The 24,409-nt window shown below is 30.4% G+C and carries 28 protein-coding genes and 2 riboswitches; of the genes, 12 read left to right on the top strand and 16 right to left on the bottom strand.

Translation table 11 applies throughout. The features are described 5' to 3' along the window. Window positions 1-4: 4 nt before the first annotated feature. From ABXT48_RS06230 to ABXT48_RS06255, 6 genes are all read right to left on the bottom strand, one after another. The gene (locus tag ABXT48_RS06230) at window positions 5-268 is read right to left on the bottom strand and encodes a hypothetical protein (RefSeq protein ID WP_415278052.1); all 264 of its coding nucleotides are present in this window, start codon (window positions 266-268) and stop codon (window positions 5-7) included. Window positions 269-273: 5 nt separating this feature from the next. Further along, window positions 274-612, bottom strand: a complete 339-nt coding sequence (locus ABXT48_RS06235) for a cytochrome C oxidase subunit IV family protein (RefSeq protein WP_415278053.1) — start codon at window positions 610-612, stop codon at window positions 274-276. A gap of 8 nt (window positions 613-620) precedes the next feature. Continuing rightward, window positions 621-1,331, bottom strand: coding sequence for a cytochrome c oxidase subunit 3 (locus tag ABXT48_RS06240; RefSeq protein WP_415286149.1), 711 nt, complete (start codon window positions 1,329-1,331; stop codon window positions 621-623). An 8-nt stretch (window positions 1,332-1,339) separates the two neighbouring features. Continuing rightward, window positions 1,340-3,124, bottom strand: a complete 1,785-nt coding sequence (locus tag ABXT48_RS06245) for a cytochrome c oxidase subunit I (RefSeq protein WP_415287137.1) — start codon at window positions 3,122-3,124, stop codon at window positions 1,340-1,342. Between the two features lie 75 nt (window positions 3,125-3,199). Continuing rightward, window positions 3,200-4,042, bottom strand: a complete 843-nt coding sequence (locus tag ABXT48_RS06250) for a cytochrome c oxidase subunit II (protein ID WP_415278055.1) — start codon at window positions 4,040-4,042, stop codon at window positions 3,200-3,202. Between the two features lie 298 nt (window positions 4,043-4,340). Then, window positions 4,341-5,021, bottom strand: a complete 681-nt coding sequence (locus ABXT48_RS06255) for a cytochrome c oxidase subunit 3 (protein WP_415286151.1) — start codon at window positions 5,019-5,021, stop codon at window positions 4,341-4,343. A gap of 33 nt (window positions 5,022-5,054) precedes the next feature. Here ABXT48_RS06255 and ABXT48_RS06260 point away from each other — a divergent pair, with 33 nt between their 5' ends. Continuing rightward, window positions 5,055-5,642, top strand: coding sequence for an SCO family protein (locus ABXT48_RS06260; RefSeq protein ID WP_415286152.1), 588 nt, complete (start codon window positions 5,055-5,057; stop codon window positions 5,640-5,642). 11 nt (window positions 5,643-5,653) lie between these two features. Here the strand turns inward: ABXT48_RS06260 and ABXT48_RS06265 are convergent, their stop codons facing one another. The 6 genes from ABXT48_RS06265 to ABXT48_RS06290 form a co-directional block, all read right to left on the bottom strand. After that, on the bottom strand, window positions 5,654-6,307 hold the full coding sequence (locus ABXT48_RS06265; protein ID WP_415286153.1) for an SURF1 family protein: 654 nt from the start codon (window positions 6,305-6,307) through the stop codon (window positions 5,654-5,656). Window positions 6,308-6,316: 9 nt separating this feature from the next. Further along, window positions 6,317-7,105 (bottom strand): cytochrome c oxidase subunit 3, encoded by a 789-nt coding sequence (locus tag ABXT48_RS06270; protein WP_415278060.1) that lies wholly within the window; start codon window positions 7,103-7,105, stop codon window positions 6,317-6,319. Between the two features lie 2 nt (window positions 7,106-7,107). After that, on the bottom strand, window positions 7,108-7,644 hold the full coding sequence (locus tag ABXT48_RS06275; protein WP_415279172.1) for a cytochrome c oxidase assembly protein: 537 nt from the start codon (window positions 7,642-7,644) through the stop codon (window positions 7,108-7,110). 163 nt (window positions 7,645-7,807) lie between these two features. Then, entirely contained in the window at window positions 7,808-9,445 is a 1,638-nt protein-coding gene (ctaD, locus tag ABXT48_RS06280; protein WP_415286155.1) for a cytochrome c oxidase subunit I, read from the bottom strand. Window positions 9,446-9,447: 2 nt separating this feature from the next. Continuing rightward, window positions 9,448-10,263, bottom strand: a complete 816-nt coding sequence (gene coxB / locus ABXT48_RS06285) for a cytochrome c oxidase subunit II (protein WP_415286157.1) — start codon at window positions 10,261-10,263, stop codon at window positions 9,448-9,450. A gap of 81 nt (window positions 10,264-10,344) precedes the next feature. Then, window positions 10,345-11,046 carry an RsmE family RNA methyltransferase gene (locus tag ABXT48_RS06290; protein ID WP_415286158.1) on the bottom strand — a complete coding sequence of 234 codons (702 nt, stop codon included), beginning with the start codon at window positions 11,044-11,046 and terminating at the stop codon, window positions 10,345-10,347. 17 nt (window positions 11,047-11,063) lie between these two features. Here ABXT48_RS06290 and ABXT48_RS06295 point away from each other — a divergent pair, with 17 nt between their 5' ends. Then, entirely contained in the window at window positions 11,064-11,735 is a 672-nt protein-coding gene (locus tag ABXT48_RS06295) for a haloacid dehalogenase type II (RefSeq protein ID WP_415278064.1), read from the top strand. A gap of 28 nt (window positions 11,736-11,763) precedes the next feature. On the opposite strand, the gene ABXT48_RS06300 is transcribed toward ABXT48_RS06295, so the two are convergent. The 3 genes from ABXT48_RS06300 to ABXT48_RS06310 all read right to left on the bottom strand — a co-directional run bounded on the left by ABXT48_RS06300 (window position 11,764) and on the right by ABXT48_RS06310 (window position 14,115). Beyond that, window positions 11,764-12,318 carry an OsmC family protein gene (locus ABXT48_RS06300; protein WP_415286160.1) on the bottom strand — a complete coding sequence of 185 codons (555 nt, stop codon included), beginning with the start codon at window positions 12,316-12,318 and terminating at the stop codon, window positions 11,764-11,766. 4 nt (window positions 12,319-12,322) lie between these two features. Next, a riboswitch (SAM riboswitch) is annotated at window positions 12,323-12,387 on the bottom strand. A 3-nt stretch (window positions 12,388-12,390) separates the two neighbouring features. Next, complete coding sequence (locus ABXT48_RS06305; protein WP_415302844.1) at window positions 12,391-13,452, bottom strand: homocysteine S-methyltransferase family protein; 1,062 nt, start codon at window positions 13,450-13,452, stop codon at window positions 12,391-12,393. Between the two features lie 75 nt (window positions 13,453-13,527). Beyond that, window positions 13,528-13,592: riboswitch (SAM riboswitch) on the bottom strand. Window positions 13,593-13,755: 163 nt separating this feature from the next. Next, entirely contained in the window at window positions 13,756-14,115 is a 360-nt protein-coding gene (locus ABXT48_RS06310; RefSeq protein WP_271512614.1) for a winged helix-turn-helix transcriptional regulator, read from the bottom strand. A 94-nt stretch (window positions 14,116-14,209) separates the two neighbouring features. On the opposite strand from ABXT48_RS06310, the gene ABXT48_RS06315 reads away from it, so the two are divergent. The 5 genes from ABXT48_RS06315 to ABXT48_RS06335 all read left to right on the top strand — a co-directional run bounded on the left by ABXT48_RS06315 (window position 14,210) and on the right by ABXT48_RS06335 (window position 18,315). Continuing rightward, entirely contained in the window at window positions 14,210-14,446 is a 237-nt protein-coding gene (locus ABXT48_RS06315) for a CDGSH iron-sulfur domain-containing protein (RefSeq protein WP_415286164.1), read from the top strand. Beyond that, entirely contained in the window at window positions 14,446-14,856 is a 411-nt protein-coding gene (locus ABXT48_RS06320; protein ID WP_018413556.1) for a DoxX family protein, read from the top strand. The genes ABXT48_RS06315 and ABXT48_RS06320 overlap by 1 nt, the downstream gene beginning before the upstream one ends. A gap of 97 nt (window positions 14,857-14,953) precedes the next feature. Continuing rightward, window positions 14,954-16,480, top strand: a complete 1,527-nt coding sequence (locus ABXT48_RS06325) for a glutamate synthase-related protein (RefSeq protein ID WP_415286166.1) — start codon at window positions 14,954-14,956, stop codon at window positions 16,478-16,480. 21 nt (window positions 16,481-16,501) lie between these two features. Then, window positions 16,502-17,341 carry a pirin family protein gene (locus ABXT48_RS06330; protein WP_415286168.1) on the top strand — a complete coding sequence of 280 codons (840 nt, stop codon included), beginning with the start codon at window positions 16,502-16,504 and terminating at the stop codon, window positions 17,339-17,341. Further along, window positions 17,341-18,315: a quinone oxidoreductase family protein gene (locus ABXT48_RS06335; RefSeq protein ID WP_415286170.1), complete on the top strand. Its 975-nt coding sequence runs from the start codon at window positions 17,341-17,343 to the stop codon at window positions 18,313-18,315. Before ABXT48_RS06330 ends, ABXT48_RS06335 begins: the two co-directional genes overlap by 1 nt. On the opposite strand, the gene ABXT48_RS06340 is transcribed toward ABXT48_RS06335, so the two are convergent. Next, on the bottom strand, window positions 18,312-18,716 hold the full coding sequence (locus tag ABXT48_RS06340) for a DUF2721 domain-containing protein (RefSeq protein ID WP_415286171.1): 405 nt from the start codon (window positions 18,714-18,716) through the stop codon (window positions 18,312-18,314). The genes ABXT48_RS06335 and ABXT48_RS06340 overlap by 4 nt on opposite strands. A 52-nt stretch (window positions 18,717-18,768) precedes the next feature. On the opposite strand from ABXT48_RS06340, the gene ubiA reads away from it, so the two are divergent. The 5 genes from ubiA to ABXT48_RS06365 are packed head-to-tail and all read left to right on the top strand — an operon-like array spanning window position 18,769 to window position 24,405. Beyond that, window positions 18,769-19,632: a 4-hydroxybenzoate octaprenyltransferase gene (gene ubiA / locus ABXT48_RS06345; protein ID WP_415286173.1), complete on the top strand. Its 864-nt coding sequence runs from the start codon at window positions 18,769-18,771 to the stop codon at window positions 19,630-19,632. Next, on the top strand, window positions 19,632-21,371 hold the full coding sequence (locus ABXT48_RS06350) for an ABC transporter ATP-binding protein (protein WP_415302846.1): 1,740 nt from the start codon (window positions 19,632-19,634) through the stop codon (window positions 21,369-21,371). The genes ubiA and ABXT48_RS06350 overlap by 1 nt, the downstream gene beginning before the upstream one ends. After that, window positions 21,371-22,633, top strand: a complete 1,263-nt coding sequence (locus ABXT48_RS06355; protein ID WP_415286177.1) for a 3-deoxy-D-manno-octulosonic acid transferase — start codon at window positions 21,371-21,373, stop codon at window positions 22,631-22,633. Before ABXT48_RS06350 ends, ABXT48_RS06355 begins: the two co-directional genes overlap by 1 nt. Beyond that, window positions 22,614-23,558 (top strand): tetraacyldisaccharide 4'-kinase, encoded by a 945-nt coding sequence (gene lpxK, locus ABXT48_RS06360; RefSeq protein WP_415286178.1) that lies wholly within the window; start codon window positions 22,614-22,616, stop codon window positions 23,556-23,558. The genes ABXT48_RS06355 and lpxK overlap by 20 nt, the downstream gene beginning before the upstream one ends. Beyond that, complete coding sequence (locus ABXT48_RS06365) at window positions 23,545-24,405, top strand: lysophospholipid acyltransferase family protein (RefSeq protein ID WP_415286180.1); 861 nt, start codon at window positions 23,545-23,547, stop codon at window positions 24,403-24,405. The genes lpxK and ABXT48_RS06365 overlap by 14 nt, the downstream gene beginning before the upstream one ends. Window positions 24,406-24,409: the final 4 nt, after the last annotated feature.

Here is a 24,409-nt window from a genome sequence, read left to right on the forward strand (position 1 = left end):
GTGCCTATTCTACATTTAATAAAATAAACACTAAAATTGACACCATTCCAATAATAAGAATATGATTTCCTAAATCAAAAATTCCAATTTGTTTATTTTTTTTATCAATAAATCTTCTAGTAAGAGACATATTGTCATATGGATTAATTGTAATCGCGGGGCCTTTGTCTTTTTGCTTCTCTAATTTTAATTCAGTACCAAACCATGTTGCATAAATAAAAAGTAAAAAAAATATTAAAGCTCCAGCAAGTACAGTGTATCCAGTCATAAAGTTTATCCTCCAGTAATAAAATATAATAATCTTGTAAAAACCGTGTATTTTGCTTCTGCTGCCATAAGTCCAATAAAACAAGCTATTGCTGTCATTGGCCACAAAAGAACATTAACTAGGGCATATCGCTCCCAAAATAGGTGCATAAAGAAAGCCATTATTAAACCAGCTTTTAGAAACATAAATATTAAAATTAAGGTCCACCTTAATAACCCCTGAAATGCAAACAAGTCAACCATGTAAGAAAAAAAACTAAGTACAAATAATAATCCCCAAATCCATAAGTAGATTCCTATCTTATGTGTTGAAGCAACGGTTTCTTTGTTTTCTATCTCATCCATAATCTAGTTTACCATAAATAAAAAAAGGCAAATATAAATACCCACACTAAATCAACAAAATGCCAATAGAGACCTAAAATCTCTATTGCAACATAATCCGATTTCATTGTAGTAAAAAATCCCCTTTTACCGTTGTCAAAATCACCTTTAAAAACTTTTCTTGCAAAAATAAAAAGAAAGATCACACCAATTGAAACATGAAATCCATGAAATCCTGTAATCATAAAGAAGTATGAACCAAATTGTTTTGCTCCAAAAGGATTTTCCCAAGGTCTAACACCTTCATGTATTAATTTTGACCATTCAAATACTTGCATTCCAACAAATGTAAGGCCACCAATAGCTGTAGCTAAAATAAGCCATCCACACATTTTTCTATTTTTTTCATAACCATATTTTACTGCAAGAGCCATGGTTCCACTGCTTGTAATTAAAACAAATGTCATTATTGCAATTAATAATAATGGAACAGGTGTGCTGCCTACATGTAGTGAAAAGACTTCACTTGTGTTTGGCCAATCTACTACTGTAGAGGTTCTTCCTTTCATGTACGAAATCAAAAAACAGCTAAACACAAAAGTATCACTCAGTAAAAAAATCCACATCATGACTTTTCCCCACTGAACACCCTTAAACATTGTTTGATCAGAGCCAGTATCTGTGGCCATTCCTTTAAACCCTGATTTAAGTTCGTAGCCTTCAATTTTTACATCAGACATATTTTTTCCTAAGTTTTTTCTACCTCTGCATTAATAACTTCACTTGGTGGCGTTGTTTGGGTTATGTAATCTTCTTTTGCACCAGGTACATTAAAATCATAAGGCCATCTATGAACAACTGGTAATTTTTCTCCCCAATTACCATGAGTTGGTGGTACATCAGGGGTTAGCCATTCTAAAGAATTTGCCTGCCAAGGATTTTTGCCTGCTGGTTTTCCAATTTTTAAACTTGTTACAATATTATAAATAAAAATAAACTGTGAAAAACCAACAATTAAAGCCGCAATAGTTATAAATTCATTCATTCCAACAGCTGAAGTGACATATGGACTATCATACATTTCATAATATCTTCGTGGCACTCCAATAAAACCTAGGTAATGCATTGGAAAATAAATGGAATAAGCCCCTAAAAAAGTAACCCAAAAGTGCCACTTACCTAATTTTTCACTTAACATTCTTCCAGTAACCAAGGGAAACCAATGATAAACTGCACCCATAATTACCATAAGTGGGGCTATGCCCATGACCATATGAAAATGAGCTATTACAAAATAAGTATCAGATAGTGGAATATCTACCGCAACATTCCCCAAAAAAATTCCAGTAATTCCTCCATTTACAAAGGTCACAATAAAACCTAAGCAAAAAAGCATTACTGTGTTCATTCTAATGTTTGCTCTAAATAGTGTTATTATCCAGTTATAAACTTTCAATGCAGTTGGCACTGCAATAATAAGTGTGGTTGTTGCAAAGAAAAAACCAAACCAAGGGTTCATTCCACTAACATACATATGGTGAGCCCAAACAAAAAAACTTAAAGCTCCTATACCAACAATAGCCCAAACCATCATTCTATATCCAAAGATATTTTTTCTAGCATGAACAGATATTAAATCTGAAACTATTCCAAAAGCAGGAAGAGCCACAATATAAACTTCTGGGTGGCCAAAAAACCAAAACAAGTGTTGAAAAAGAACAGGGCTTCCTCCTCCATAACTTAGCACTTCTCCAGCTTGGAGAATGGCTGGCATAAAAAAACTAGTCCCAAGCATCTTATCTAGAGTCATCATAATACAACTGACCAATAATGCTGGAAAAGCTAACATAGCCAAAGCTGTTGCAGTAAAAATTCCCCAAATAGTCAATGGCATTCTCATTAATGTCATCCCTCTAGTACGAGCTTGTAAAATTGTAATTATGTAATTTAATCCACCCATAGTAAATCCAATTACAAATAACGATAAAGAAATAAGCATTAAGGTAATTCCCATATTGGAACCAGGAGTACCTGGCAAAATAGCTTGAGGTGGATAGAGCGTCCATCCTGCACCTGTTGGTCCACCAGGAACAAAAAAGCTAGCCATGAGAACACATACTGCGATAAAAAACATCCAGAAACTAACCATATTTACATATGGAAAAACCATATCTCTCGCTCCAACCATTAAAGGAATTAAATAATTTCCAAAACCTCCTAAGAATAATGCTGTTAAAAAATAAACAACCATTATCATGCCATGCATAGTTACAAATTGATAATAATGTTCTGCTGTGATGAATGGAACTAGATCTGGATAACCCAATTGTAAACGCATCAACCAAGAAAGTATTAGACCGACTATTCCTGTAAACACGGCAGTAAGAAAATATTGAATACCAATAACTTTAGCATCCTGACAGAAAATCCATTTAGTAATAAAACTATGCCCATGATAAAGATCCTGTTCAGGAATTTCTGCAGGTCTTACATAATCAATGTCTTTTGATGGAGTGCCAGAAGAGCCAGACATGGTTTCTGAAGACTGTGCTTCAAGAGGTGTATTCTGTTGGTTATATTCGTCTGACATAATTCTCCTTTACATTATTTAATCATCATTTTTAGCAAGTAGAGTTGTTTTTAATTTATCATTTTCTTGTTTAGCAATTAAATCTGAAAAAGTTTCCTGTTCTTTAATCCAGTTTTTATAATTGCCTTCACTTTCAACTATAACTTTTGCCCTCATAGCATAATGGCCCACTCCACAATATTCAGCACACAACACCTCGTATTCTCCTATTTTGTTTGGCTCAAACCAATAATAAGAAATGATTCCAGGTATAGCATCCATTTTTGCTCTAAATTGTGGAACATAATAATTGTGTAAAACATCTAGTGACCTTAATAAAATTTTTACTGGTCTGTCTGTTTTTAGGTGAAGCACATCGTCTTGAATTAAAATATCATCTTTTCCATATGGGTCATCTAAGTTTATTCCAAAAGGATTGTCATCACTAATTTTTTCAACTTGAGCTGTGCCTAATATTCCATCTTCACCTGGTAATCTATATTGCCATCCCCATTGCCATGCATTCACTTCAACTTGCAGTGCATTTTTTGGAGTATTGATATAATTATTATAAACAATTAGACCCGGTGCTAGAAGAGCAATAACTCCAACAGTAGTGGCAATAGTTAATATTTTTTCTAATTTATGATCTTCTGGTTTGTATTCAACTTTTCTGCCTTCTTTATAGGAAAATTTTAGTATGCAATAAACCATGAACAAACAAACTAAAATAAATACACCGCCACCAATCCAGAAAGTTAAATTAATTGTATCATCCATTGCCCCCCAGTTTGAGGCTATGTCTGTCCACCACCATGGAGTATATATATGGAACAGAACTGAACCAACAATTACCCCTAAAAATATAATTCCCGGGTGCATATTTGTCTCTCTCTTAGATAACAGTAATTGAAATAAATTTCCGAATCCATAGAAAAATATATTAATAAATGAGTAAATAAGGCTTTATAGTGAATTAAATTATGCTTGATAAATTTAGTCTCTTTGTAGTTGTACTGGTTTTAGTTTTTTGCTTTTATCTTGTAATTTCTCTGGGAGCAGGAGTTTTTTCAAAAAAAGAAAAGAGGCCAGAAATACAAAAATATCTAAAATCTGTTAATATTTTATTAATTTTTATAATTATTGTTGGGGCTATTTTAACTTTGTTTCTTTAGATTGCTTATCCAAGTAATGCTCGACACCAAGCAATGACAGTATCATTAAAAACATACATAATTAAAAAAAATACAAACCAAACAATTAATAAAAAAGTCCAATAAAGAGACAGTGCATCTATACTTTTTTGTTCTTTTATAATTTCTTCTTTTTTAAGTTTATTAACTTTGGAAAAAACTTTCCCCCAAAAAAATAATCCTCCTAAAAGATGTAAACCATGAAGTGCAGTAAAAATATAAAATGATGAAAAATAATTATTTGTAGAAACATAGTTTCCATTTTTCATTAATTGAAACCAAAAAAGGATCTGCCCAAATAAAAAAGCATAGCTTAAAAAGCCAACTATAAGCAAATTCTTTTTAATTTTTTCAAAATTATTTTTTTTTAAATCATTTGTGATTTTATTAAAAAAATAAGCAACATATAATAAAACTAAAGTATTTAACCATAATAAATTAGGTTTTAATAGATAGTCTGTATCTTGAGTCGCTGGAATGCTATAAAGGTATCCTGTAACAACTAAAGTAAATAATACAGTACTTACACCAAAGATAACAATAACGGCTGATGTCTGCAACGATATATCAAAAGTTTTACCTTGATGATGGTTATCACTTTCCATCTGTTCTTTTTCCCAAGGCTTATCAGACAATGTTCCAAAAAGTTTTTTAATAAATTTAGACATAATTATAATATATAATATATTAATTCATAGAATATGAAATTAAAGACCTCAATAACTATACTAGGTGGCTGTTTGTTAATTTTTTTATTTATTATGTTGCCTATTGTATTATCGATACAAGAAAAGAAAGAAGATATTGTAGCCTCATATACTGGGTCTGCATTTACTTTAATAGATGTAAATAATGAGCCCATAACAGAAAAATCTTTTCAAGGACCGTTAACTGCAATTTTTTTTGGTTTTACAAATTGTCCCGATATATGTCCAATGACACTATCTAATCTAGATCACGTTATCGAAAAATTAGATGATAGTGAGAAAAAAAATTTGAAAGTTTTTTTTGTAAGTATTGATCCTGAAAGAGACAATCCTCAAATAATTAAGGATTACTTGAATTCATTTAAAAGTAAGATTTATGGAATAACTGGAGATCCACAAAAAGTATTTTTGCTTTCAAAATCATGGGGTGTTTTAAGTGAAAAAATTTTTAATGAAGACGGTAGTTATTTAATCAATCATAGTTCTTCAATACTTTTATTAGATAATGGAAAGTATATTGATCGAATTAGTCATCATGAAAATTTGGAAAGTATTTTTAAAATAATTAAGAGTTATTTGTAAGCTTGTAAAAATTAATATGTATTTTTCCTCACATATAAATAAAATAAAAAAATTGACAGTGCTAAAGAAAACCAAGTAATAGCATACTTTTTGTGACTATTTGAAATATTTACAGTAATAATTTTTGGTTTTGGTAATTCTAAATTATTATTTAAGTAAATTACAAATGGTGAAAATTTTTTATTTGTATATTGAAAAATATCATCCCTATCTAAAGTAAACCAGTAATTATCGTTAATATCATTAACAGGCTTAAACCTGTTAGCCTTAAATTGTTTTCTTAACGTTCCTAAAATAGTTTTATGATCAAAAATATCAATTTCTTTAGTATTTTTTTTATCAAAAGGTATCCATCCTCTATTTAATAAAAAGTTTTTATTATTAATTATAATTGGATTAACAACATTAAATCCTGGAGCACCTTTTTCGTTTAAACTATATAAATAAATTTGTTTATCAAAATCTATAACCCCTGAAGTTTTGATTTTTAGATAGTCCTCAGGAACATTAGTCATTAAATCAACAGGTTCTTTCTTCAAAGAAACATCAATTTTATTTAATAATTCATTTTTCCAATCTAATCTTACTAGTTGCCAGCTACCTAGTGCTATAAATATAGATATAAAAAAGAATACAAAAATTGAAAATAAAAGTTTATTTCTCAAGGTAAACTATTAACTTCCCCAAATATAGATTGAAGCAAATAGGAATAGCCATACCACATCAACAAAATGCCAATACCATGCCGCGGCCTCAAAACCAAAAAATTCATCTTTTTTATATTTGTCATTTTTAGCTCTCCACCAACATACTGCTAAAAATATAGTTCCTATAATAACGTGAAACCCATGAAAGCCTGTGGCCATATAAAATACTGAACCATAAATATTTCCAGCAAAATCAAATTTTGCATGTTGATATTCGTAGACTTGTAACAATGAAAAGCAAAAGCCTAAAAAAACTGTCATTGCTAAACCTTGAACAAAACTTTTTTTATCACCTTCTTCTAAAGCATGGTGGGCCCAGGTAACAGTGGTTCCTGATAGTAGTAAAATTAATGTATTTATCAATGGAATATCCCAAGGATCAAATGTTATAATATCTACTGGAGGCCAAACATTGCCCATGAGTTCGGTAGGAAATAAACTTGCATTAAAATAAGCCCAAAACCACGCAACAAAAAACATTACTTCGGAGGCGATAAAAAGAGTCATTCCATATCTAAGGTGAATTTTAACAACAGGTGTATGATGATCGTGGTCAACCGACTCTATTATTACATCCCTAAACCACATGTATACTCCATAAAATAAAAGAGCAAAACCTAAGTACATTCCCCAGGAAACTTCACTATGCAAATAATAGACAGTCCCTATTGCTAAAAATAAGCTAGAAAATGATACATAAATAGGCCAAGGACTTGGATCTACTAAGTGATAATCGTGTTTTTTTTCTGCTGACATTTTTATAATTTTGATTGGTTATAGTAATCTGATGAAAAGAAAGTATAGGACATAGTTACATCTTTAATATTTTTAGTGCTGGGGTCGTTTACCATTTCTGGATCTAAATAAAAAGTCATTATATATGTTGCTTTTTCTCCTGCTTTTAGCTCTTGCTTTTCAAAGCAAAAACAGCCTAATTTACTATAATATTTACCAAAAGATGAGGGAGATACATTAAAAGCAGCCACACCATAAGTTGTTTCATCGCCATAATTCTCTACTTGAAATTCGATTCGATTCACTTGACCTATGTTCACATCCATAACATTTTTTTTTACTTTAAAATTCCAGGGTAGTTTGTTTACATTTGTATCAAAGCGAACACTTACTTTTTGATCTAAAACTATATCTGGTGCCTCTTTTGATATTTGCGTAGTTCCACCGAACCCAGTCGCTCTACAGAATATGTCATATAAAGGTACCGCAGCAAATGAAAGGCCAAGCATGATAAAAAAGATTCCAGCTAAAATTATAGGAGTGAGCGTTTTTTTTTGGATCATAATTGTCTGTCAAAAACTCCCACATTATAGAGAGTAAAAAAAAATAGGAATATCATGAAGGCTATTATTCCAAACGCAGTAAAGATGTTTTTTTTTTTAGTTTTTTTGTCAAGTGTCAGCATAATAATATCTTATTTGTTAAAAATAATTTTCTTAAAATTTAATGAGTATTAGATTTTTCAGTATCTTGATCATCCACAAACTTCGGCAACTCATCAAAGGTATGGAAATTTGGTGGTGATGGTATGGTCCATTCTAAAGTTGTGGCACCTTCACCCCAAGGGTTTTGAGCTGCAGCTTTTTTCTTAGAAAAAGAATAAATTAAGTTAATAAAAAATACTAATAAACCACCAACTGCTATGTATGAGCCAACTGATGAAACATAATTCCATCCAGCAAATGCATCTGGGTAATCAGCATATCTTCTTGGCATTCCTGCTAAGCCTAAAAAATGTTGAGGGAAAAATACCAGGTTAACTCCAATAAATGTTAACCAAAAATGTATTTTTCCTAAAGTTTCAGAATATTCATAACCAGACATTTTACCAAACCAATAATAAAATCCTGCAAAGATTGCAAATACTGCCCCTAAAGACAATACATAATGAAAGTGAGCGACTACATAATAAGTATCGTGCATTGCAGTATCAACACCTGCATTTGCAAGCACAACTCCTGTTACTCCACCAACTGTAAATAAAAATATAAAGCCTAATGCCCACAGCATTGGAGTTTTAAATGAAATTGATCCACCCCACATTGTTGCAATCCATGAAAATATTTTAATACCTGTTGGCACTGCAATAATCATTGTTGCTGCTATAAAATATGCTTTAGTATCAGTGCTTAAACCAACCGTATACATGTGGTGAGCCCAAACAACAAAACCTACAACGCCAATTGAAACCATGGCATAAGCCATTCCCAAATATCCAAATACTGGTTTTTTAGAAAATGTTGAAACAATATGACTGATCATTCCAAAGCCAGGTAAAATTAAAATATAAACTTCTGGATGACCAAAGAACCAAAATAAATGCTGGTATAAAACAGGATCTCCACCTGTTTGAGCATCAAAAAATGCTGTTCCAAAATTTCTATCCGTTAAAAGCATTGTAATTGCACCAGCTAAAACTGGTAGTGATAATAATAATAAAAATGCTGTAACTAGAACAGACCAAGCAAATAAAGGCATTTTGTGCAAAGTCATACCTGGCGTTCTCATATTCAAAATTGTTGTAATAAAGTTAACTGCTCCTAAAATTGAAGAAGCTCCGGCTAAGTGCAAACTTAAAATAGCAAAATCCATTGCAGGTCCTGGCTGTCCAGCTTTAGAAGATAAAGGTGGATATAAAGTCCATCCTCCGCCGACACCTTGTTGACCTGGAGGGCCATCTACAAAAATTGAAAGTAGTAATAAAATAAATGAAGCAGGTAATAACCAAAATGAAATATTATTCATTCTAGGAAAAGCCATATCAGGTGCACCAATCATAATGGGTACAAACCAATTACCAAAACCACCAATCATTGCAGGCATTACCATGAAGAAAATCATTATTAATCCATGACCAGTAACCAACACGTTATATAAGTGATAATTTCCACCTAAAATTCCATCACCGGGATGCATTAATTCAATTCTCATTAATACTGAAAAAGCTGTTCCGATAATTCCTGCAAAAATTGCAAAAATTAAATACATTGTACCAATATCTTTATGGTTAGTTGAGTAAGCCCAACGTTTCCAACCTGTTGGTGTGTGATGATCGTCTTGTGATGCTGTTTGTGTATACATTTTTATTTACTCGCTAGTTTTTTATATTCATTTTCTGTAATTGGCTCTTTTGCAAATTTCATTTTAGCTTCTGCTAGCCATATTGCATATTCTTCATCTGTTACAACTCTTACTGTGATCGGCATAAAAGCATGTTGTATTCCACATAACTCAGAGCATTGACCGTAATATGTTCCTACTTTTTCAGCTTTAAACCAAGTTTCATTTATTCTTCCTGGAACCGCATCTCTTTTAACTCCAAAAGATGGTAATGCCCAAGCGTGTAAGACATCGTTTGCAGTAATTAAAACCTTAACCACTTTATTAACTGGCACAACAACTTCGTGATCAACGGTTAGTAATCTTGGTTGGTTTTCTTTTAACTCATCTTCTTTAATCATGTACGATTCAAAAATAATATTTTCGTCCGGATATTCGTATCCCCAGTACCACTGATATCCAACAGCTTTGATTGTTACATCGACTTTTGGGATCGTATCTTGCTTGTATAAAAGTTTAAATGATGGGATCGCCATCACGATTAAAATTAAACACGGAATTAATGTCCACAAAACTTCTACTGCAACATTATGAGTAGTTTTTGATGGAACTGGATTTTTTGATTCTCTAAATCTTATACAGGTATAAATCATAAGAAATAAAACAAAGACAGTGATAGCAATAATTATTGGAAGTAGAATATTATTATGAAAACTAACGATATCTCTCATTCCATCAGAGGCTGGGTTTTGAAATCCTAGTTGCCATTCTTTAGGTTGATCGGCTAATGCACCTGTTGAGTAGATAGTTGCTAAAATTGTAAGTAAAAACTTGTTCATTTACAACAGTATATAAAGTGCTTTCATAAAATTTACACTTTAGATTTTGCGACAAAATCACACTTTAGCTTTTAAAAACCATCAATTAATCAAATAACTAACAATAGATAGAGCTGAAATTACTGCAGTCTCTGATCTTAATATATTTTCATTTATTTTAATTGGCTGAACGTGCTTAAATGTAAGAATCTCCCCTCTTTCTTCCTCTGAAAAATCTCCTTCCGGACCAATAATAACACAAGTTGGATTACTAGTTAGCTTTTCTAAATCTAATTTTTTATTTTGAGAATTTAAATCGGTAAATATTAAATCCATTTTTTCATTACTCAAAAAATCTTTTAATGGTTGAGGATCTTCAATAGATGGAACATTAATACGATTGGACTGTTCGGCAGCTTCTATAATTACTTTTTCTAATCTTTCTTTGTTAATTTTTCTTACAATTGTTCTGTCAAATATTATTGGTAAAAATTTTGTAACACCGAGCTCTGTTGCTTTTTGAATCATAAAATTAAAGTAGTTTGATTTAATAGGTGAAAAAGCTAACCACAATTCTTTTACATTTTCTTTTTGTCTTAATTGTTTTGTAATATTAAATTCAACTATACTTTTTGAAATATTTAAAATTTTTGCTTCCCATTCTCCACTGCTATTAAATAAAGAGAAGACTTCATCAACTTTAACTCTCATCACTTTATTTACATAGTGAGATTGTGATTTATCAAGTTTTGCAGTTAAATTAAGTGATAAACTTTCTTTAAAAAATAATCTAATATTACTCATTAATGTTAAGTTAATTTATGAAAAATATTAAAGCAATAATTTTTGATGCATATGGCACTTTATTTGATGTCAATTCTGCTGCAGAAAAATGCAAAGATAAAATTGGTGATAAATGGGAAGGCTTTGCTAATTACTGGCGAACTACTCAATTAGAATACACTTGGCTTAGAAGTCTAATGAATAGACATAAAGACTTTTGGCAGGTAACTGAAGATAGTTTAGATAAATCAATGAAGGCATTTGAAATTGATATTTCAATGAAAAATGAATTATTAAATCTTTATAAAGTTCTTTCACCTTTTAAAGAAGTGCCAGAAGTTTTAAAAAAACTTAAAGAAAAAAACTATAAATTAGGTATCCTTTCAAATGGTACACCTTCTCTTCTTAATGAATTGGTGAAGAGTAATAATCTAAATAATATATTTGATGATATTTTTTCAATTGAAGAAGTTGGAATTTATAAACCAGATTCAAAAGTCTACGATCTGCCAATTAAAAAATATAAAATACAAAAAGAAGAAGTTGCATTTTTAAGTGCTAATACTTGGGATGTTTCTGGTGGTGGAAATTATGGTTACAGTTCTATTTGGGTAAATAGAAATAATAATATTTTTGATAACCTTGATTACAAACCTAAAAATGAAATAGAAAATTTAGAACAATTAAACAATCTTATTAAGGCCTCATGAGATAACATGAGGCCTTTACTAATATAATTTAAGCAACGCTTGCTCTTTGTTCAGTTTGCTCTTTATTTACAAAAGCGCTCGAAGTAACCTTTTGAAATAATTTAATAGGAACTCCTTTTGATAAAATGTCTAAAACTGGACAATGTGTATTTACAGTATCAATCAATTTATCTATCTCAGCTTTTGGTGATGAAGATTTAATATCAACAGTACCTGAGATGTGTTGAAAGCCAGGTCTAGTGTTTTTATTTAAAGCTAAAAAACCTTGAAGATCAAGCGTACCTGTCAAATTAACACTGACACTATCAATATTAATACCAGCTGCTGTAGCAAAGGCTTTATATGTTATTTCCTGACACGTTGCTAAAGCTGCTAAAATCAACTCTACTGGGCTTGGTCCTTCATCTTTGCCTCCAAAGCTTTTGGGTTCATCCACTATCAGTTTATGCTCCCTAAGAGTGACCACAGATTGAAGCCCTTCCTTAAGAATTGAGTTGCTTTCATATTGGACCACAGCATTTTTTGGATTAGCTATAAAATCCTTCTGTAGATTGCTTATTGTTTCTTTTAGATTGTTACTCATTTTTTTTCTCCTGTTTTAGTGCTTCGACATATGTCAGGCGCACAATTTAGTTAAATGCCCTTCTTAATTTATTTACGCTTTGTCTCCGTATTCAGTCATATGTTTTGGAATTCTTTTATTTTTTCCATACATAAAATGATTTTCCATGTTCTCTCTGTATTTACTTGCTGGAACTTTTAATCCAATCGACTCAGCAACTTCCCTAATCAACATTGGATTTGCCCCACAACAAACTCCTAAATAATTCACTCCTAATGCATAAGCATCTTTTGCAAATTTACCTATTTCATATCTATTGCAGAAGTGTGGATCTAATGCCGTTGGAAACGTTCTTCCATGTGGTGATGGACACTGACAATTACTTCTGTCTGGCAGATTAAAAAATGTTGGAAAGTCTTCACTGGTTCTGTAAGGAATAGGCAAGGCTCCAACATGACATTTAACTGCTTCTCTAATTTCTTTTAAAAAAGGAAACATTGTAGCTGGCCCTCTAAAACAATTTAAACCAACAACATCGGCTCCACGTTGTTCAAGCTCTTTACAAGTATCAATAACAGATTTTCCATCTCTCATTTTATTTTCACCCATTGGAGAAATTGTTAGAACTGTTGGCAAACCTGTTTTTTTCATTACCTCTAAAGCTTTGTAAGCCTCTTCTGCGTAATAAAAAGTTTCACCAATCAACATATCAGCCCCTTCCTCAACAGCCCAACCAACCATCTCTGTAAACATTCCTTCAACTGTATTTTGAGATTGAGGGTCATTATGTTTCCAAATATTTGAATTTGAAATATTACCTGCCATCAAATTTGGTTTAGACCCCTTAGGTGTGTCTAGTGCTACTTTTTTAGCAATTTTTAATGCTGAACGATTTAAAGGTTCAAGAAGTTCTTCCTTTCCAATAATACGCATTTTTTCTCTGTGACCATTATAAGTGAAAGCTTCAACAATATCTGATCCAGCATGTTGAAATTCTCTATGTAAATTTTCAAGAACTTCCGGATGGTCCAATGAAACCATTGGCACAAATTCTCCTGATGCCATGTACCCACGTCTTTCAATTTCAAATAAAAAACCTTCAGCACAAATTACAGGACCTTGATCTAATCTTTCTGTTAATTTATTTTTTGTCATTTTTTTTCTCCAAATTATTGGAGAAAAGAAACTGAAAAACGTTAAACAAGAGGGTTGTAAATTTAAACAATCTCTTTTCTCCTTTTTAGTGCTTTAGCAAATGCTAGGTGCACAATATGGTTCAAGTACCCGGTTTAGATTTGAAGAATTTCCAAAAAAAAACCACCGACTAAAGCGGTGGTTGAAACGTCGCTTTAGCAGGAATTTATAAAGCGCTCTGCAATTTAACTTAAATCAGCGCTGCTTAATTTTAATCATATTTTAGAACTAAAGGATACATAAATTTTTACTGTATTTTTAAGGCTATCTAATTCTATTTTCTTCAAAATTCTTATTTAATTTTACTGAAATAGTTCGAGTATTTCTTTTATTCCACTCTGAAAAAGATCTTAAGATAGGCATAACCGAAAAGCCAAATTCAGTTAGTGAATACTCAACTTTTGGAGGCATTATTCGAATTACTTTTCTATTAATTATTCCATCTCCTTCTAACTCCTTAAGCTGCTTGGATAACATTTGTTGTGTAATGGTTTTCAATCCTTTTTTAAGCTCACCGAATCTAATTTTTTTACTTTGCAACAAACTAAACAAAATTCTAATCTTCCATTTACCTCCAAGAAAGTAAACTGCTCTTTCTGCTGGACAATCTATTAAGTTTTTCATGGTATGTTTTTATATACTAGTATGATTATTTTGCGTTATTGCATTACTAGTAACAAAGCTCTATGAACAAGTCAATTAAATTGAAAGGGTAAAAATGATTAAAGGACAAAACGCAGGTAACGGACCAATTGCAGTAGATGTAGAGAAAGATAAATCTTACTACTGGTGTTCATGTGGAAAAAGTTCAAAGCAACCATTTTGTGATGGATCTCATCAAGGTTCAGAATTCACTCCAGTTGCATTCAAAGCTGAAGAAACAAAAAAAGTATTTTTTTGTGCTTGTAAACAAACTAACAACCAACCTCTTTGTGATGGTTCACACAGCAAGTAATGATTAAAGCAAGTAAAAGAACTAAAAATATGAACAACATCTTAGATCTGACTGGTAGAATACTTATCTCTCTAATTTTTTTGTTAAGTGGAATTAACAAAATTGGAAACTATGAAGGAACAGTTGGTTGGATGGAGTCTTTAGGTGTGCCTGGCATTTTTTTAATACCAGCAATCATACTTGAGATAGGTGCACCAATATTAATTATGATTGGATATAAAGTAAAAGTTTCAGCAGCTTTATTAAGTATATTTTGTATCGCTACAGCGGTTATTTTTCATAATAATCTTTCTGATCAAATGCAGTTTATATCTTTTATGAAAAATATTGCTCTTGCTGGGGGTTTTTTATTCTTAGTTGTTAATGAAACAAAAGATTTCAGTCTAGATAAAAAATTAAATAATCGTTAATTAACTAAATATATAAGTGTCTTGATGCTTTAAATTAAGACACTTATAAAAAATTACATATTATTTTAAGATTTAATTTATTAGAGTAAGGGTATTAATGGACAAGCCAACTATAGCAGATAACAAACCTAAAAAAGTAGAACTAGTACAAAATGAAGAATACATGTTTTGTACTTGTGGAAAATCTAAAAACCAACCATTTTGTGATTGGTCTCATGCTGGTACTTCATTTGAGCCTATAAATTTTAAAGCTGAAGAAACTGGTGATGCTTATCTTTGTATGTGTAAACATAGTAGCACCAAACCTTATTGTGACGGTACACATAAAAATTTTACCTCTGATCAAATTAATAAATCAGAAGAAGTTTCAAGCACTAATGAAATAACGAGTACAGAAGAAGAGCCACATCTTGCATACATCCATGAGCTTGCAAAAAATGGCTTAACAAAACTTGGTCATCATGGAGAAATGGGAGCAATGGGTGTTCCCTCGAAAGACTTACCAAAGTGGGAAGATATTCAAATACTTACTGCTCAACTAGCAAAAAAACCTCTCCTAGATAACGATAAAGTTGGAACAGATATAATTATAGGTAAAAACTCAAAAAAACCTCTAACGTTAAATATTCCAATTTTTGTATCTGACATGAGTTTTGGTGCACTATCAGAAGAGGCAAAAATTGCTTTAGCAAAAGGTGCAGAGGGAGCTGGTACAGGAATTTGTTCGGGAGAAGGTGGAATGCTTTTAGAAGAACAAAATAATAATTCAAAGTATTTTTATGAGCTTGCCTCAGCTAAATTTGGTTATTCAGAAGATAAGTTAAAAAATATTCAAGCATTTCATTTTAAAGGTGGTCAAGCTGCAAAAACTGGAACAGGTGGACATTTACCAGGGAACAAAGTTAAAGGTAAAATATCTGAGGTAAGACAAATTCCAGAAGGTGAAGATGCTATCTCCCCTTCTACTTTCAAAGACCTGACAACAGTTGATGATTTTTTAAAATTCTCAAACAGAGTTAGAGAGTTAACTGGTGGTATTCCAATAGGATTTAAATTATCTGCTCAACATATAGAAGATGACATTGAATTTGCAGTAAGTGCTAGTGCTGATTATATTATTCTTGATGGGCGTGGTGGTGGAACCGGGGCTGCTCCTTTAATATTTAGAGATAATATTTCTGTTCCTACGATTCCATCCTTAGCAAGAGCTAGAAATTACTTAGATAAAAAAGGTTATGACCATGTATCATTAATTGTAACAGGTGGATTAAGAACTTCTGCAGATTTTGTAAAAGCACTTGCTCTTGGAGCAGACGGTATTGCAATCTCTAACTCAGCTATGCAAGCAATAGGATGTGTTGGTGCAAGAATGTGTAATACAAATAATTGCCCCGCTGGTATTGCCACTCAAAAACCAGAACTTAGAAAAAAATTAAATATTGACGAATCTTCTGCAAGATTAACTAGATTTTTTAATGCATCTGTAGATCTAATGAAGATATTAGCAAGAGCATGCGGACATGATCATCTTAATAAACTTTCTATAAATGACTTAACAACGTGGAAAAAAGAAATGAGCGAGCTATCTGGTGTGTCATTTGGTGGAGTTATAAATAATAAGTAAAACAATAAATAGAGGATAGAAATGAATAATATTGAAGTAGAAAAAATCATAGAACCAGTTGCAGCATCAGATGGTGCTGGTGTTAAATTAAAGAGAAGCATTGGTACTCACCTTATTGATTACCATGATCCTTTTTTAATGTTGGATGAATTTGGTTCCGAAAATAAAGATGATTACATTGGAGGGTTCCCTCCTCACCCTCACAGAGGAATTGAAACAGTAACTTATATGTTAAGTGGTGAATTTGAACATGAGGATAGCACTGGCGCTAAAGGTAGAATGTCTTCAGGGGATGTTCAGTGGATGAAAACTGGTGGTGGAATAATTCATTCAGAAATGCCTGCAATGACCGAAGGTAAGCTGCATGGGTTTCAATTGTGGGTAAATATGCCGGCAAAATTAAAAATGAACAAACCTGAATACATTTATATTGATGCAGATAAAATGAGTACTCATAAAGATGATGAAAAAACAGTTAAAGTAATTGCTGGAAAGTTTGAAAATGCAGAAGGACCTGTTAAGGGCCATAACGTTGAACCCGTTTACTTTGATGTAGAGATTGAAGAAGGTAAAGAGTTTAATTTTGAACTTCCTTCAACACATAATTCTTTAATTTACTTAATTGATGGAGAAATTAAGGTTGGAGATCAAAACCATGACCAAGCTAAAAATTCTACTTTAATTATTCTAACTAGAGGTGAAAAATTAAAAGTTTCTAGCTTAACTAAAGCCAAGTTTTTATTGATATCTGGAAAACCAATTGGTGAGCCTATTGCCAGAGGGGGTCCATTTGTAATGAATACTAAAGCTGAGATCTTGCAAGCAGTGCAAGATTATCATAATGGTACATTTGTAAAATAATGAAAACAATTAAAATAGAAAAATTTGGTGGTCCCGAAACTTTAGAAGTTAAAGATATTGAAATCGGCAAACCAGGTCGAAAAGAAGTTTTGATAAAAAATTTATCAATCGGTCTTAACTATATTGATGTTTATCACCGAACAGGCTTGTACCCTATTCCTCTACCAAGTGGAATTGGTCTAGAAGCATGTGGAATAATTGAAGAAGTTGGTTCTGAAGTTGATCTATTTAAAGTTGGCGATAGAGTGGCTCACTCTTCAATGCCAATTGGAAGTTATTCAGAAAAACAATTATTCCCTCAAGAAAAACTAGTTTTAGTTCCAGAAGGTATCTCAGACGAAATTGCATCATGCATTATGCTTAAAGGAATTACTGCTGAATATTTATTACACAGAGCTTACCCAATTAAAAAAGGTGATAAAGTTTTATACCACGCAGCCGCTGGTGGTGTTGGCCAAATATTATGTCAGTGGGCTAATGCATTAGGAGCTGAAGTTATTGGAACTGTTGGCTCTAGAGAAAAAGAAGCTATAGCTAAAAAAAATGGCTGTCATCATGTAATAAATTATACTGATACAAACTTTGTTGAAGAGGTGGAAAAAATTGCAGGTAAAAATGGAGTTGATGTTGTTTATGATGGTGTTGGCATTAAAACATTTGAGGGATCAATTGAAACTTTAAAAGTTAGAGGCATGATGGTCGCATTTGGTAATGCATCAGGTTACGTTGATACAATAGATGTTAAAAAACATATTAATGCAAAAGGATTATTTTTTACTCGTCCTTCAATTGCACATTACACAATGACAAGAGAAGAGTTAGTTGAATCAGCTAAAAAAGTTTTTGATGCAATTTTATCTGGAAAATTTAAAGTTGAAATTTCAAAAAAATATTCACTTGATGATGCTAAAAAAGCTCATGAAGAATTAGAAGCAAGACTGCTAACTGGTCCTGCAGTTATTATTCCTAACTAATCTAAATTAACATCCATATCAGACATGTGCAGTTTTAATGCATTTGTTGATACTTGAATTTCTCTCATAAAAATAACAATTGAAATCATCATTGATAAACAACAAGATCCAAAAATTATTCTTGCTGCAAAAATTTCACTTAGATAAAGAGCAAAAACAGTCAGCATGTTAAATAAAAAACCAAATGCAGCAAACATGATGGTCCACTTTAACAAGCTAATTCTTCCACTTAAATTTATGAACTGTTTTTTCCACTCGGGCGGAATGTGGTTTTCATATACATGTTCATCATGAAGTTGCCTAATAAGCTTACTTAATGAGTGAAACCTATTGCTATATACGCTCATCAACAAAGGAATAGCTGGAAACATCAATGCTGTAACTGTGTAATCTATATTCATACGAATCAATTTGATTATGAAACTAGCCTTTGTTATTTACAAGTAAATTATTATGAAACAATTAAATCTCTTTATTGAACTAACAAGATTGAAAAGGCCTATTGGCTATATGTTGTTATTTTGGCCTTGTGCATGGGGACTAACTCTTGCTTATGACTTTTCAAAAAACTTAAATGATTATTTTTTTTACTTATCATTGTTTTTTTTAGGATCAGTTCTAATGCGTTCTGCAGGATGCATTGTAAATGATATTTCTGATAAAGAGTTTGACAAAAAAGTTTTAAGAACAAAAAATAGGCCTATTGCATCTAATCAAGTTTCAGTAAAATTAGGAATATTTTATACTCTAATTTTATGTTTACTTGCATTTTTGGTTTTAATTAATTTTAATAACTTAACAATCTTACTTGCTCTAGGATCTATGCCTCTAGCGTTCACCTATCCTTTAATGAAAAGGTTTACTTATTGGCCTCAATTATTTTTAGGAATAACATTTAATTATGGTTTAGTTTTAGGGTGGACAGCAATACAGGGTGAAATAAATACTGTTGCTGTTGTCTTTTACTTTGGAGCCATATTTTGGACACTAGGATACGACACAATATATGGGTTTCAAGATATTAAAGATGACGAAATTATAGGCGTAAAATCAACTTCAATAAAATTCAAAAAAAAACCAAAAAACTTTATATCTACATGTTATGCTTTTTTAATTTTTTCTATTTTAATTGTGGGATATATGATGAATTATAATTACTTTTTTTATGCAAGTTTACTAATAACAATTGCTCACTTATTTTTTTACCAAATTAATTTTTTTAACCCAAAGAACCCATCCATGTGCTTAAAAGTTTTTAAAAGTAATAATTTAGTTGGTCTTCTTATTTTTTGTAATATTCTAATTGGAAAATTTTGATGAAAAAAATAGAAATTTATAAAAGACTATACAATGATTATTCTAAAAAATTTATTTATAAAATATTTTTAGCTGCTTTTTTTGCAATTCTTGTAGCAGCGAGCACTTCTGCTACAGCGTGGCTTTTGGATCCAGCAATAAAAAAAATTTTTATTGAAAAAGATCAATCTTTAATATTTATAATTCCGTTGGCAATAATTACTGCTTTTTCAGTTAAAGGTATAGCTCTCTATTCTGCTAAAGTAATAATGATAGGTGTAGCTGAAGAAATAAAAAAAATACTTCAATCACAAATGATAAAAACTTTAATTAGAGCTGACACACAATTAATTGATCAAAAACATTCAGGAAAATTTATCTCTAATCTTACTTATGATGTCGGTCACATTACAAATCTACTTAGCTCAGCTATTTTGAGTCTATTTAAAGATAGTTTAACTTTAATCGGGTTGTTAATAGTGATGTTTTTTCAAAATTGGAAACTTTCTTTAATCGCAATAATTATGATCCCATTGGCAAGCATAGCAGCAAAAACTTTTGGAAAAAGAATGGGTAAAGTTGTAACTGAAGCACAAGAAAAATCTGGTTTTTTGAATGCCTACTTAATTGAACTATTTAAAAATCATAGGTTAATCAAAATTTTTCAAAAAGAGGCCTACGAAGGGAAGAAGGCAGATGAACATTTAGATCAGTTAAAAAATAAAAATAAAAAGATAAATATAGTGCTTGTTAGACTGTCACCAATCATGGAAACCCTAACTGGGATAATGATTGCAATTTTAATATTTTATTCTGGAAAGCTAATTCTAAAAAATGAAATTGATATAAATAATTTTTTTTCATTTCTTGCAGCAATGATGCTTGCTTATCAACCAGTAAGGTCTTTATCCTCATTGAATATTATTTTAAATCAAGGTTTGTCGGCAGCTACTAGAATTTTACCAATCATTGATACAAAAAACAAAATTGTAGATCAAGAAGATGCTACAGAAATTAAGATTAAAAATGGATCTATCAATTTTACTAATGTAAATTTTAAGTATGATCAAAATGAAAAAAATGTTTTAAAAAACATAAACATTAATATATCTGGTGGTAAAATGACATCCTTAGTTGGTCATAGTGGTTCGGGGAAATCTACAATATTAAATTTGATACCGAGACTTTATGATATAGAGTCAGGAGATATTTCAATTGATGATCAATCTATATATAATTTAAAGATTGAGTCCTTAAGAAGTAAAATCTCTCTAGTAAGCCAAGACACTACTTTGTTCGATGATACAATAAAAAATAATATCGGTTATGCAAAACATAATGCCTCTGATGAAGATATTATAAATGCATCTAAATTTTCATATTCTCATGAATTTATAGAAAAACTACCTAACAAATATGAAACTATAATAGGTGAAAATGGGATTAGATTATCAGGTGGACAAAAACAAAGATTATCAATTGCTAGAGCTATGATTAAAAAAAGCCCAATCATTCTTTTAGATGAAGCAACCTCATCATTAGACGCAGAAACAGAAAGTAAAATTCAAGATGCTTTAAAAATACTAACCAAAAATAAAACCACTATTGTAATAGCTCACAGGCTATCAACAGTCTTAAATTCAGATCAAATTTATATTATTGACTCTGGAAATGTAGCTGCAAATGGCAAACATGATGAATTATTAAATAATTCGGAACTTTACAAAAATTTCTATGAGAAACAAATTCGTAAAGAATAATGTTTTTTTTATATCAAATAATAATAACAATACTTTTAATATTCTCTCCGTTAATTATATTTTTTAGAATTTTAAAAAAAAAAGAAGATAAAAAAAGATATAAAGAAAAATTTTGCTTTCCATCAAAAAAACGTATTAGTGGTAATTTAATTTGGTTTCATGGGTCAAGTGTAGGTGAACTTTTAAGTATTTTACCCCTTGTACAAGAGCTTGAAAAAAATAAGTCCATAAATCAAATTTTAATAACCACTTCAACATTAAGTTCTGCTCAAATATTTGAAAAATTTAACTTTAAAAAAACTGTTCATCAATTTTTTCCTATAGATTCAATATTCTTTTCTTATAAGTTTTTGAATTACTGGAAGCCAACTATTACCATATTTGTTGAGTCTGAGATTTGGCCTAGTATCTTTAAGATTCTTAATAAAAAAAAAATTCCATTAAAACTTCTTAACGCAAGGATTACAAAAAAAACTTTTAATAAATGGAGATGTGTAAAAAAATTCTCAAACTCAGTTTTTCAAAATATTTCAATTGCCTACCCTCAAAATGAAGAAACATTTAATTATCTTAAAAAATTAAATGTCTCAAAAATTAAAAAAATAGGAGACCTTAAGTTTTTCAATAATCAACAATCTAAATTTACTAAATTAGACAATACTTTTTTAAAAAATATAAATCTTAAAAAAATTTGGTGTGCTTCAAGTACACACCCAGGTGAAGAGGTCATTTGTGCAAATGCTCATGTAATGCTAAAGAAAAAATATAAAAATTTATTAACAATAATAATACCAAGACATATTCATCGTGTTAATAAAATAGTTAATGAAATTAAAAGTTTAAATTTAAATATAGTTTTACACAGCTCAAGACCAAAAAAATTAAATAATACAGATATTTACTTGGTGGACACATATGGTGAGACACAAAAATTTTATCAATCGTCTGATATAGTTTTTATGGGTAAATCAATATCAGGAAAAGGTGGTCAAAATCCCCTTGAACCTACAAACTTAGGTTCTACTATTTTGTACGGACCAAACGTAGACAACTTTAAAGATACCTATAAATTACTCAATAAACTAAAGGTTGCTTACAAGGTTAATGGAGTAAAAAGCTTAACTTATTCAATAGACAAATTAATTACTAATCCCAATAATAAAAAAAACTATTTAAAAATTGCAAAAATAGGAAAAAAAATACTTAATGAAACTAAAGATGAGATAAATAGTTTATTTAATAATGAAATTAAAAAAACCTAAATTCTGGGATTATAAAAAACCATCCTTTCTTTCTTATTTACTAATACCTTTTTCAATAATTTTAGGTTTAATTGCTAGAATAAAATCAAAACCTAAATTTTCTAATTCAAAAATCAAAACAATCTGTGTTGGAAACATCTATATTGGAGGAACTGGCAAAACATCACTAACCATCAAGATAAAAGAAATTTTAGATAAAAATAATATCAAAGCTTGTTTTGTCAAAAAATTTTATCCCGACCAAACTGATGAGCAAAAAATACTTAGTAAAAATGGAACCTTATTTAGTAATTTAAAAAGAATTACTGCACTCGATGAGGCAATTTCAAAAGGTTTTGAAGTTGCTATTTTCGATGATGGACTTCAAGATAACTCTATAAAATATGACTTAGAAATTGTTTGTTTTAACAATCTAAATTGGATTGGAAATGGACTTACATTGCCCTCAGGACCTTTAAGAGAAAATATTAGTAATCTAAAATCTTATGAAAATGTTTTTTTAAATGGAAATGAAGAAAGTCTAATTACTATTAAAGAACAGATTAAAAAAATTAATCCAAGTATGAATATTAATTCTGGAAAATATATACCATTAAACATAAATGAATTTGATAAAAATCAAAATTACTTAGTTTTTTCTGGTATTGGCAATCATAAAACTTTTATAGAAATGTTAAAAAATAATAAATTAAAAATTGTAAGTGATTTAGAATATCCAGATCATTACCAGTATTCAAAAAGAGATTTTGATGAAATAATAATTAATGCAAAAAAATATAATGCACATATTATAACTACTGAAAAAGATTATTTAAGGCTTGAAAACTTTAACAGAAATAAAATTCTTTATATCAAATCAAGTCTTAATATATCAGATGAAAAAAGTCTCATAAACACATTAAATAAGTTAAATGAAAAAGATTAAATATTTTTTTGAGTTTTTAATAATATCGTCTCTTTTTATTATTTATAAATTTTTAGGACTAAAAATTTCATCTTATATCAGTGGAAAATTATTTGAAACATTTGGTCCAATTTTTAGATCAAAAAATCTCATTAAAACTAATATTCAAAGAGCTATTCCTAAAATTAATTCATCGAAAGTTAAAATCATTACAAAACATATGTGGAATAATTATGGAAGAACACTATCTGAATATATGTTCCTCAAAGGTTTTAGAAATAATCAATTTAGATCAAATATTAATATTACAGGTAAAGAAATTCTTGAAAAAATAAAACTTGAAAAGACTCCGGTAATTTTTGTTTCTGGTCATTTTAGTAATTTTGAATTAATGGCGATGGAAATTGAAAAGTCTGGTGTAAATCTATCAGCAATATATCGCCCATTAAATAATATTTTCTTAAACGTATTAATGGAAAGAATTAGAAAAAAATATATTTGCAAAAATCAAATTAAAAAAGGAACTGGTGGTGTTAGAGAATTATTAAGATTATATAAAAAAGGCTACTCTATAGCCTTAATGATAGATCAGAGAGTCTCTCAAGGAATAAAATCTAAATTCTTTGATGAGGAAGCGTTTACCACAACTATCCCTGCACAATTCATAAAAAAATTTAATTGTAAAGTGGTACCAATTTCTATTGGAAGATATAATGGTGTGAAATTTGATATTAAAGTTGAAAAACCTTTAGAGTTTTCAAAGAACTCCTCAACTGAAAAAATTACTAGAGAACTAAATATTTGGCTTGAGAAAGCAATTCTAAAAAATCCAGGTCAATGGATATGGTCTCATGGTAGATGGAAGTAAGAAT

Origin of the sequence: Candidatus Pelagibacter sp. Uisw_101, from assembly GCF_047727615.1 — a bacterium.
Taxonomy (GTDB): Bacteria; Pseudomonadota; Alphaproteobacteria; order Pelagibacterales; family Pelagibacteraceae; genus Pelagibacter.

Bases quoted from the DNA above. Each gene is read 5' to 3' on its own strand.
- ABXT48_RS06230 (WP_415278052.1), bottom strand. From the start codon at position 268: ATGACTGGATACACTGTACTTGCTGGAGCTTTAATATTTTTTTTACTT.
- ABXT48_RS06235 (WP_415278053.1), bottom strand. From the start codon at position 612: ATGGATGAGATAGAAAACAAAGAAACCGTTGCTTCAACACATAAGATA.
- ABXT48_RS06240 (WP_415286149.1), bottom strand. From the start codon at position 1,331: ATGTCTGATGTAAAAATTGAAGGCTACGAACTTAAATCAGGGTTTAAA.
- ABXT48_RS06245 (WP_415287137.1), bottom strand. From the start codon at position 3,124: ATGTCTGGCTCTTCTGGCACTCCATCAAAAGACATTGATTATGTAAGA.
- ABXT48_RS06250 (WP_415278055.1), bottom strand. From the start codon at position 4,042: ATGCACCCGGGAATTATATTTTTAGGGGTAATTGTTGGTTCAGTTCTG.
- ABXT48_RS06255 (WP_415286151.1), bottom strand. From the start codon at position 5,021: ATGTCTAAATTTATTAAAAAACTTTTTGGAACATTGTCTGATAAGCCT.
- ABXT48_RS06260 (WP_415286152.1), top strand. From the start codon at position 5,055: ATGAAATTAAAGACCTCAATAACTATACTAGGTGGCTGTTTGTTAATT.
- ABXT48_RS06270 (WP_415278060.1), bottom strand. From the start codon at position 7,105: ATGTCAGCAGAAAAAAAACACGATTATCACTTAGTAGATCCAAGTCCT.
- ctaD (WP_415286155.1), bottom strand. From the start codon at position 9,445: ATGTATACACAAACAGCATCACAAGACGATCATCACACACCAACAGGT.
- coxB (WP_415286157.1), bottom strand. From the start codon at position 10,263: ATGAACAAGTTTTTACTTACAATTTTAGCAACTATCTACTCAACAGGT.
- ABXT48_RS06290 (WP_415286158.1), bottom strand. From the start codon at position 11,046: ATGAGTAATATTAGATTATTTTTTAAAGAAAGTTTATCACTTAATTTA.
- ABXT48_RS06295 (WP_415278064.1), top strand. From the start codon at position 11,064: ATGAAAAATATTAAAGCAATAATTTTTGATGCATATGGCACTTTATTT.
- ABXT48_RS06300 (WP_415286160.1), bottom strand. From the start codon at position 12,318: ATGAGTAACAATCTAAAAGAAACAATAAGCAATCTACAGAAGGATTTT.
- ABXT48_RS06305 (WP_415302844.1), bottom strand. From the start codon at position 13,452: ATGACAAAAAATAAATTAACAGAAAGATTAGATCAAGGTCCTGTAATT.
- ABXT48_RS06310 (WP_271512614.1), bottom strand. From the start codon at position 14,115: ATGAAAAACTTAATAGATTGTCCAGCAGAAAGAGCAGTTTACTTTCTT.
- ABXT48_RS06315 (WP_415286164.1), top strand. From the start codon at position 14,210: ATGATTAAAGGACAAAACGCAGGTAACGGACCAATTGCAGTAGATGTA.
- ABXT48_RS06320 (WP_018413556.1), top strand. From the start codon at position 14,446: ATGATTAAAGCAAGTAAAAGAACTAAAAATATGAACAACATCTTAGAT.
- ABXT48_RS06325 (WP_415286166.1), top strand. From the start codon at position 14,954: ATGGACAAGCCAACTATAGCAGATAACAAACCTAAAAAAGTAGAACTA.
- ABXT48_RS06330 (WP_415286168.1), top strand. From the start codon at position 16,502: ATGAATAATATTGAAGTAGAAAAAATCATAGAACCAGTTGCAGCATCA.
- ABXT48_RS06335 (WP_415286170.1), top strand. From the start codon at position 17,341: ATGAAAACAATTAAAATAGAAAAATTTGGTGGTCCCGAAACTTTAGAA.
- ABXT48_RS06340 (WP_415286171.1), bottom strand. From the start codon at position 18,716: ATGAATATAGATTACACAGTTACAGCATTGATGTTTCCAGCTATTCCT.
- ubiA (WP_415286173.1), top strand. From the start codon at position 18,769: ATGAAACAATTAAATCTCTTTATTGAACTAACAAGATTGAAAAGGCCT.
- ABXT48_RS06350 (WP_415302846.1), top strand. From the start codon at position 19,632: ATGAAAAAAATAGAAATTTATAAAAGACTATACAATGATTATTCTAAA.
- ABXT48_RS06355 (WP_415286177.1), top strand. From the start codon at position 21,371: ATGTTTTTTTTATATCAAATAATAATAACAATACTTTTAATATTCTCT.
- lpxK (WP_415286178.1), top strand. From the start codon at position 22,614: ATGAAATTAAAAAAACCTAAATTCTGGGATTATAAAAAACCATCCTTT.
- ABXT48_RS06365 (WP_415286180.1), top strand. From the start codon at position 23,545: ATGAAAAAGATTAAATATTTTTTTGAGTTTTTAATAATATCGTCTCTT.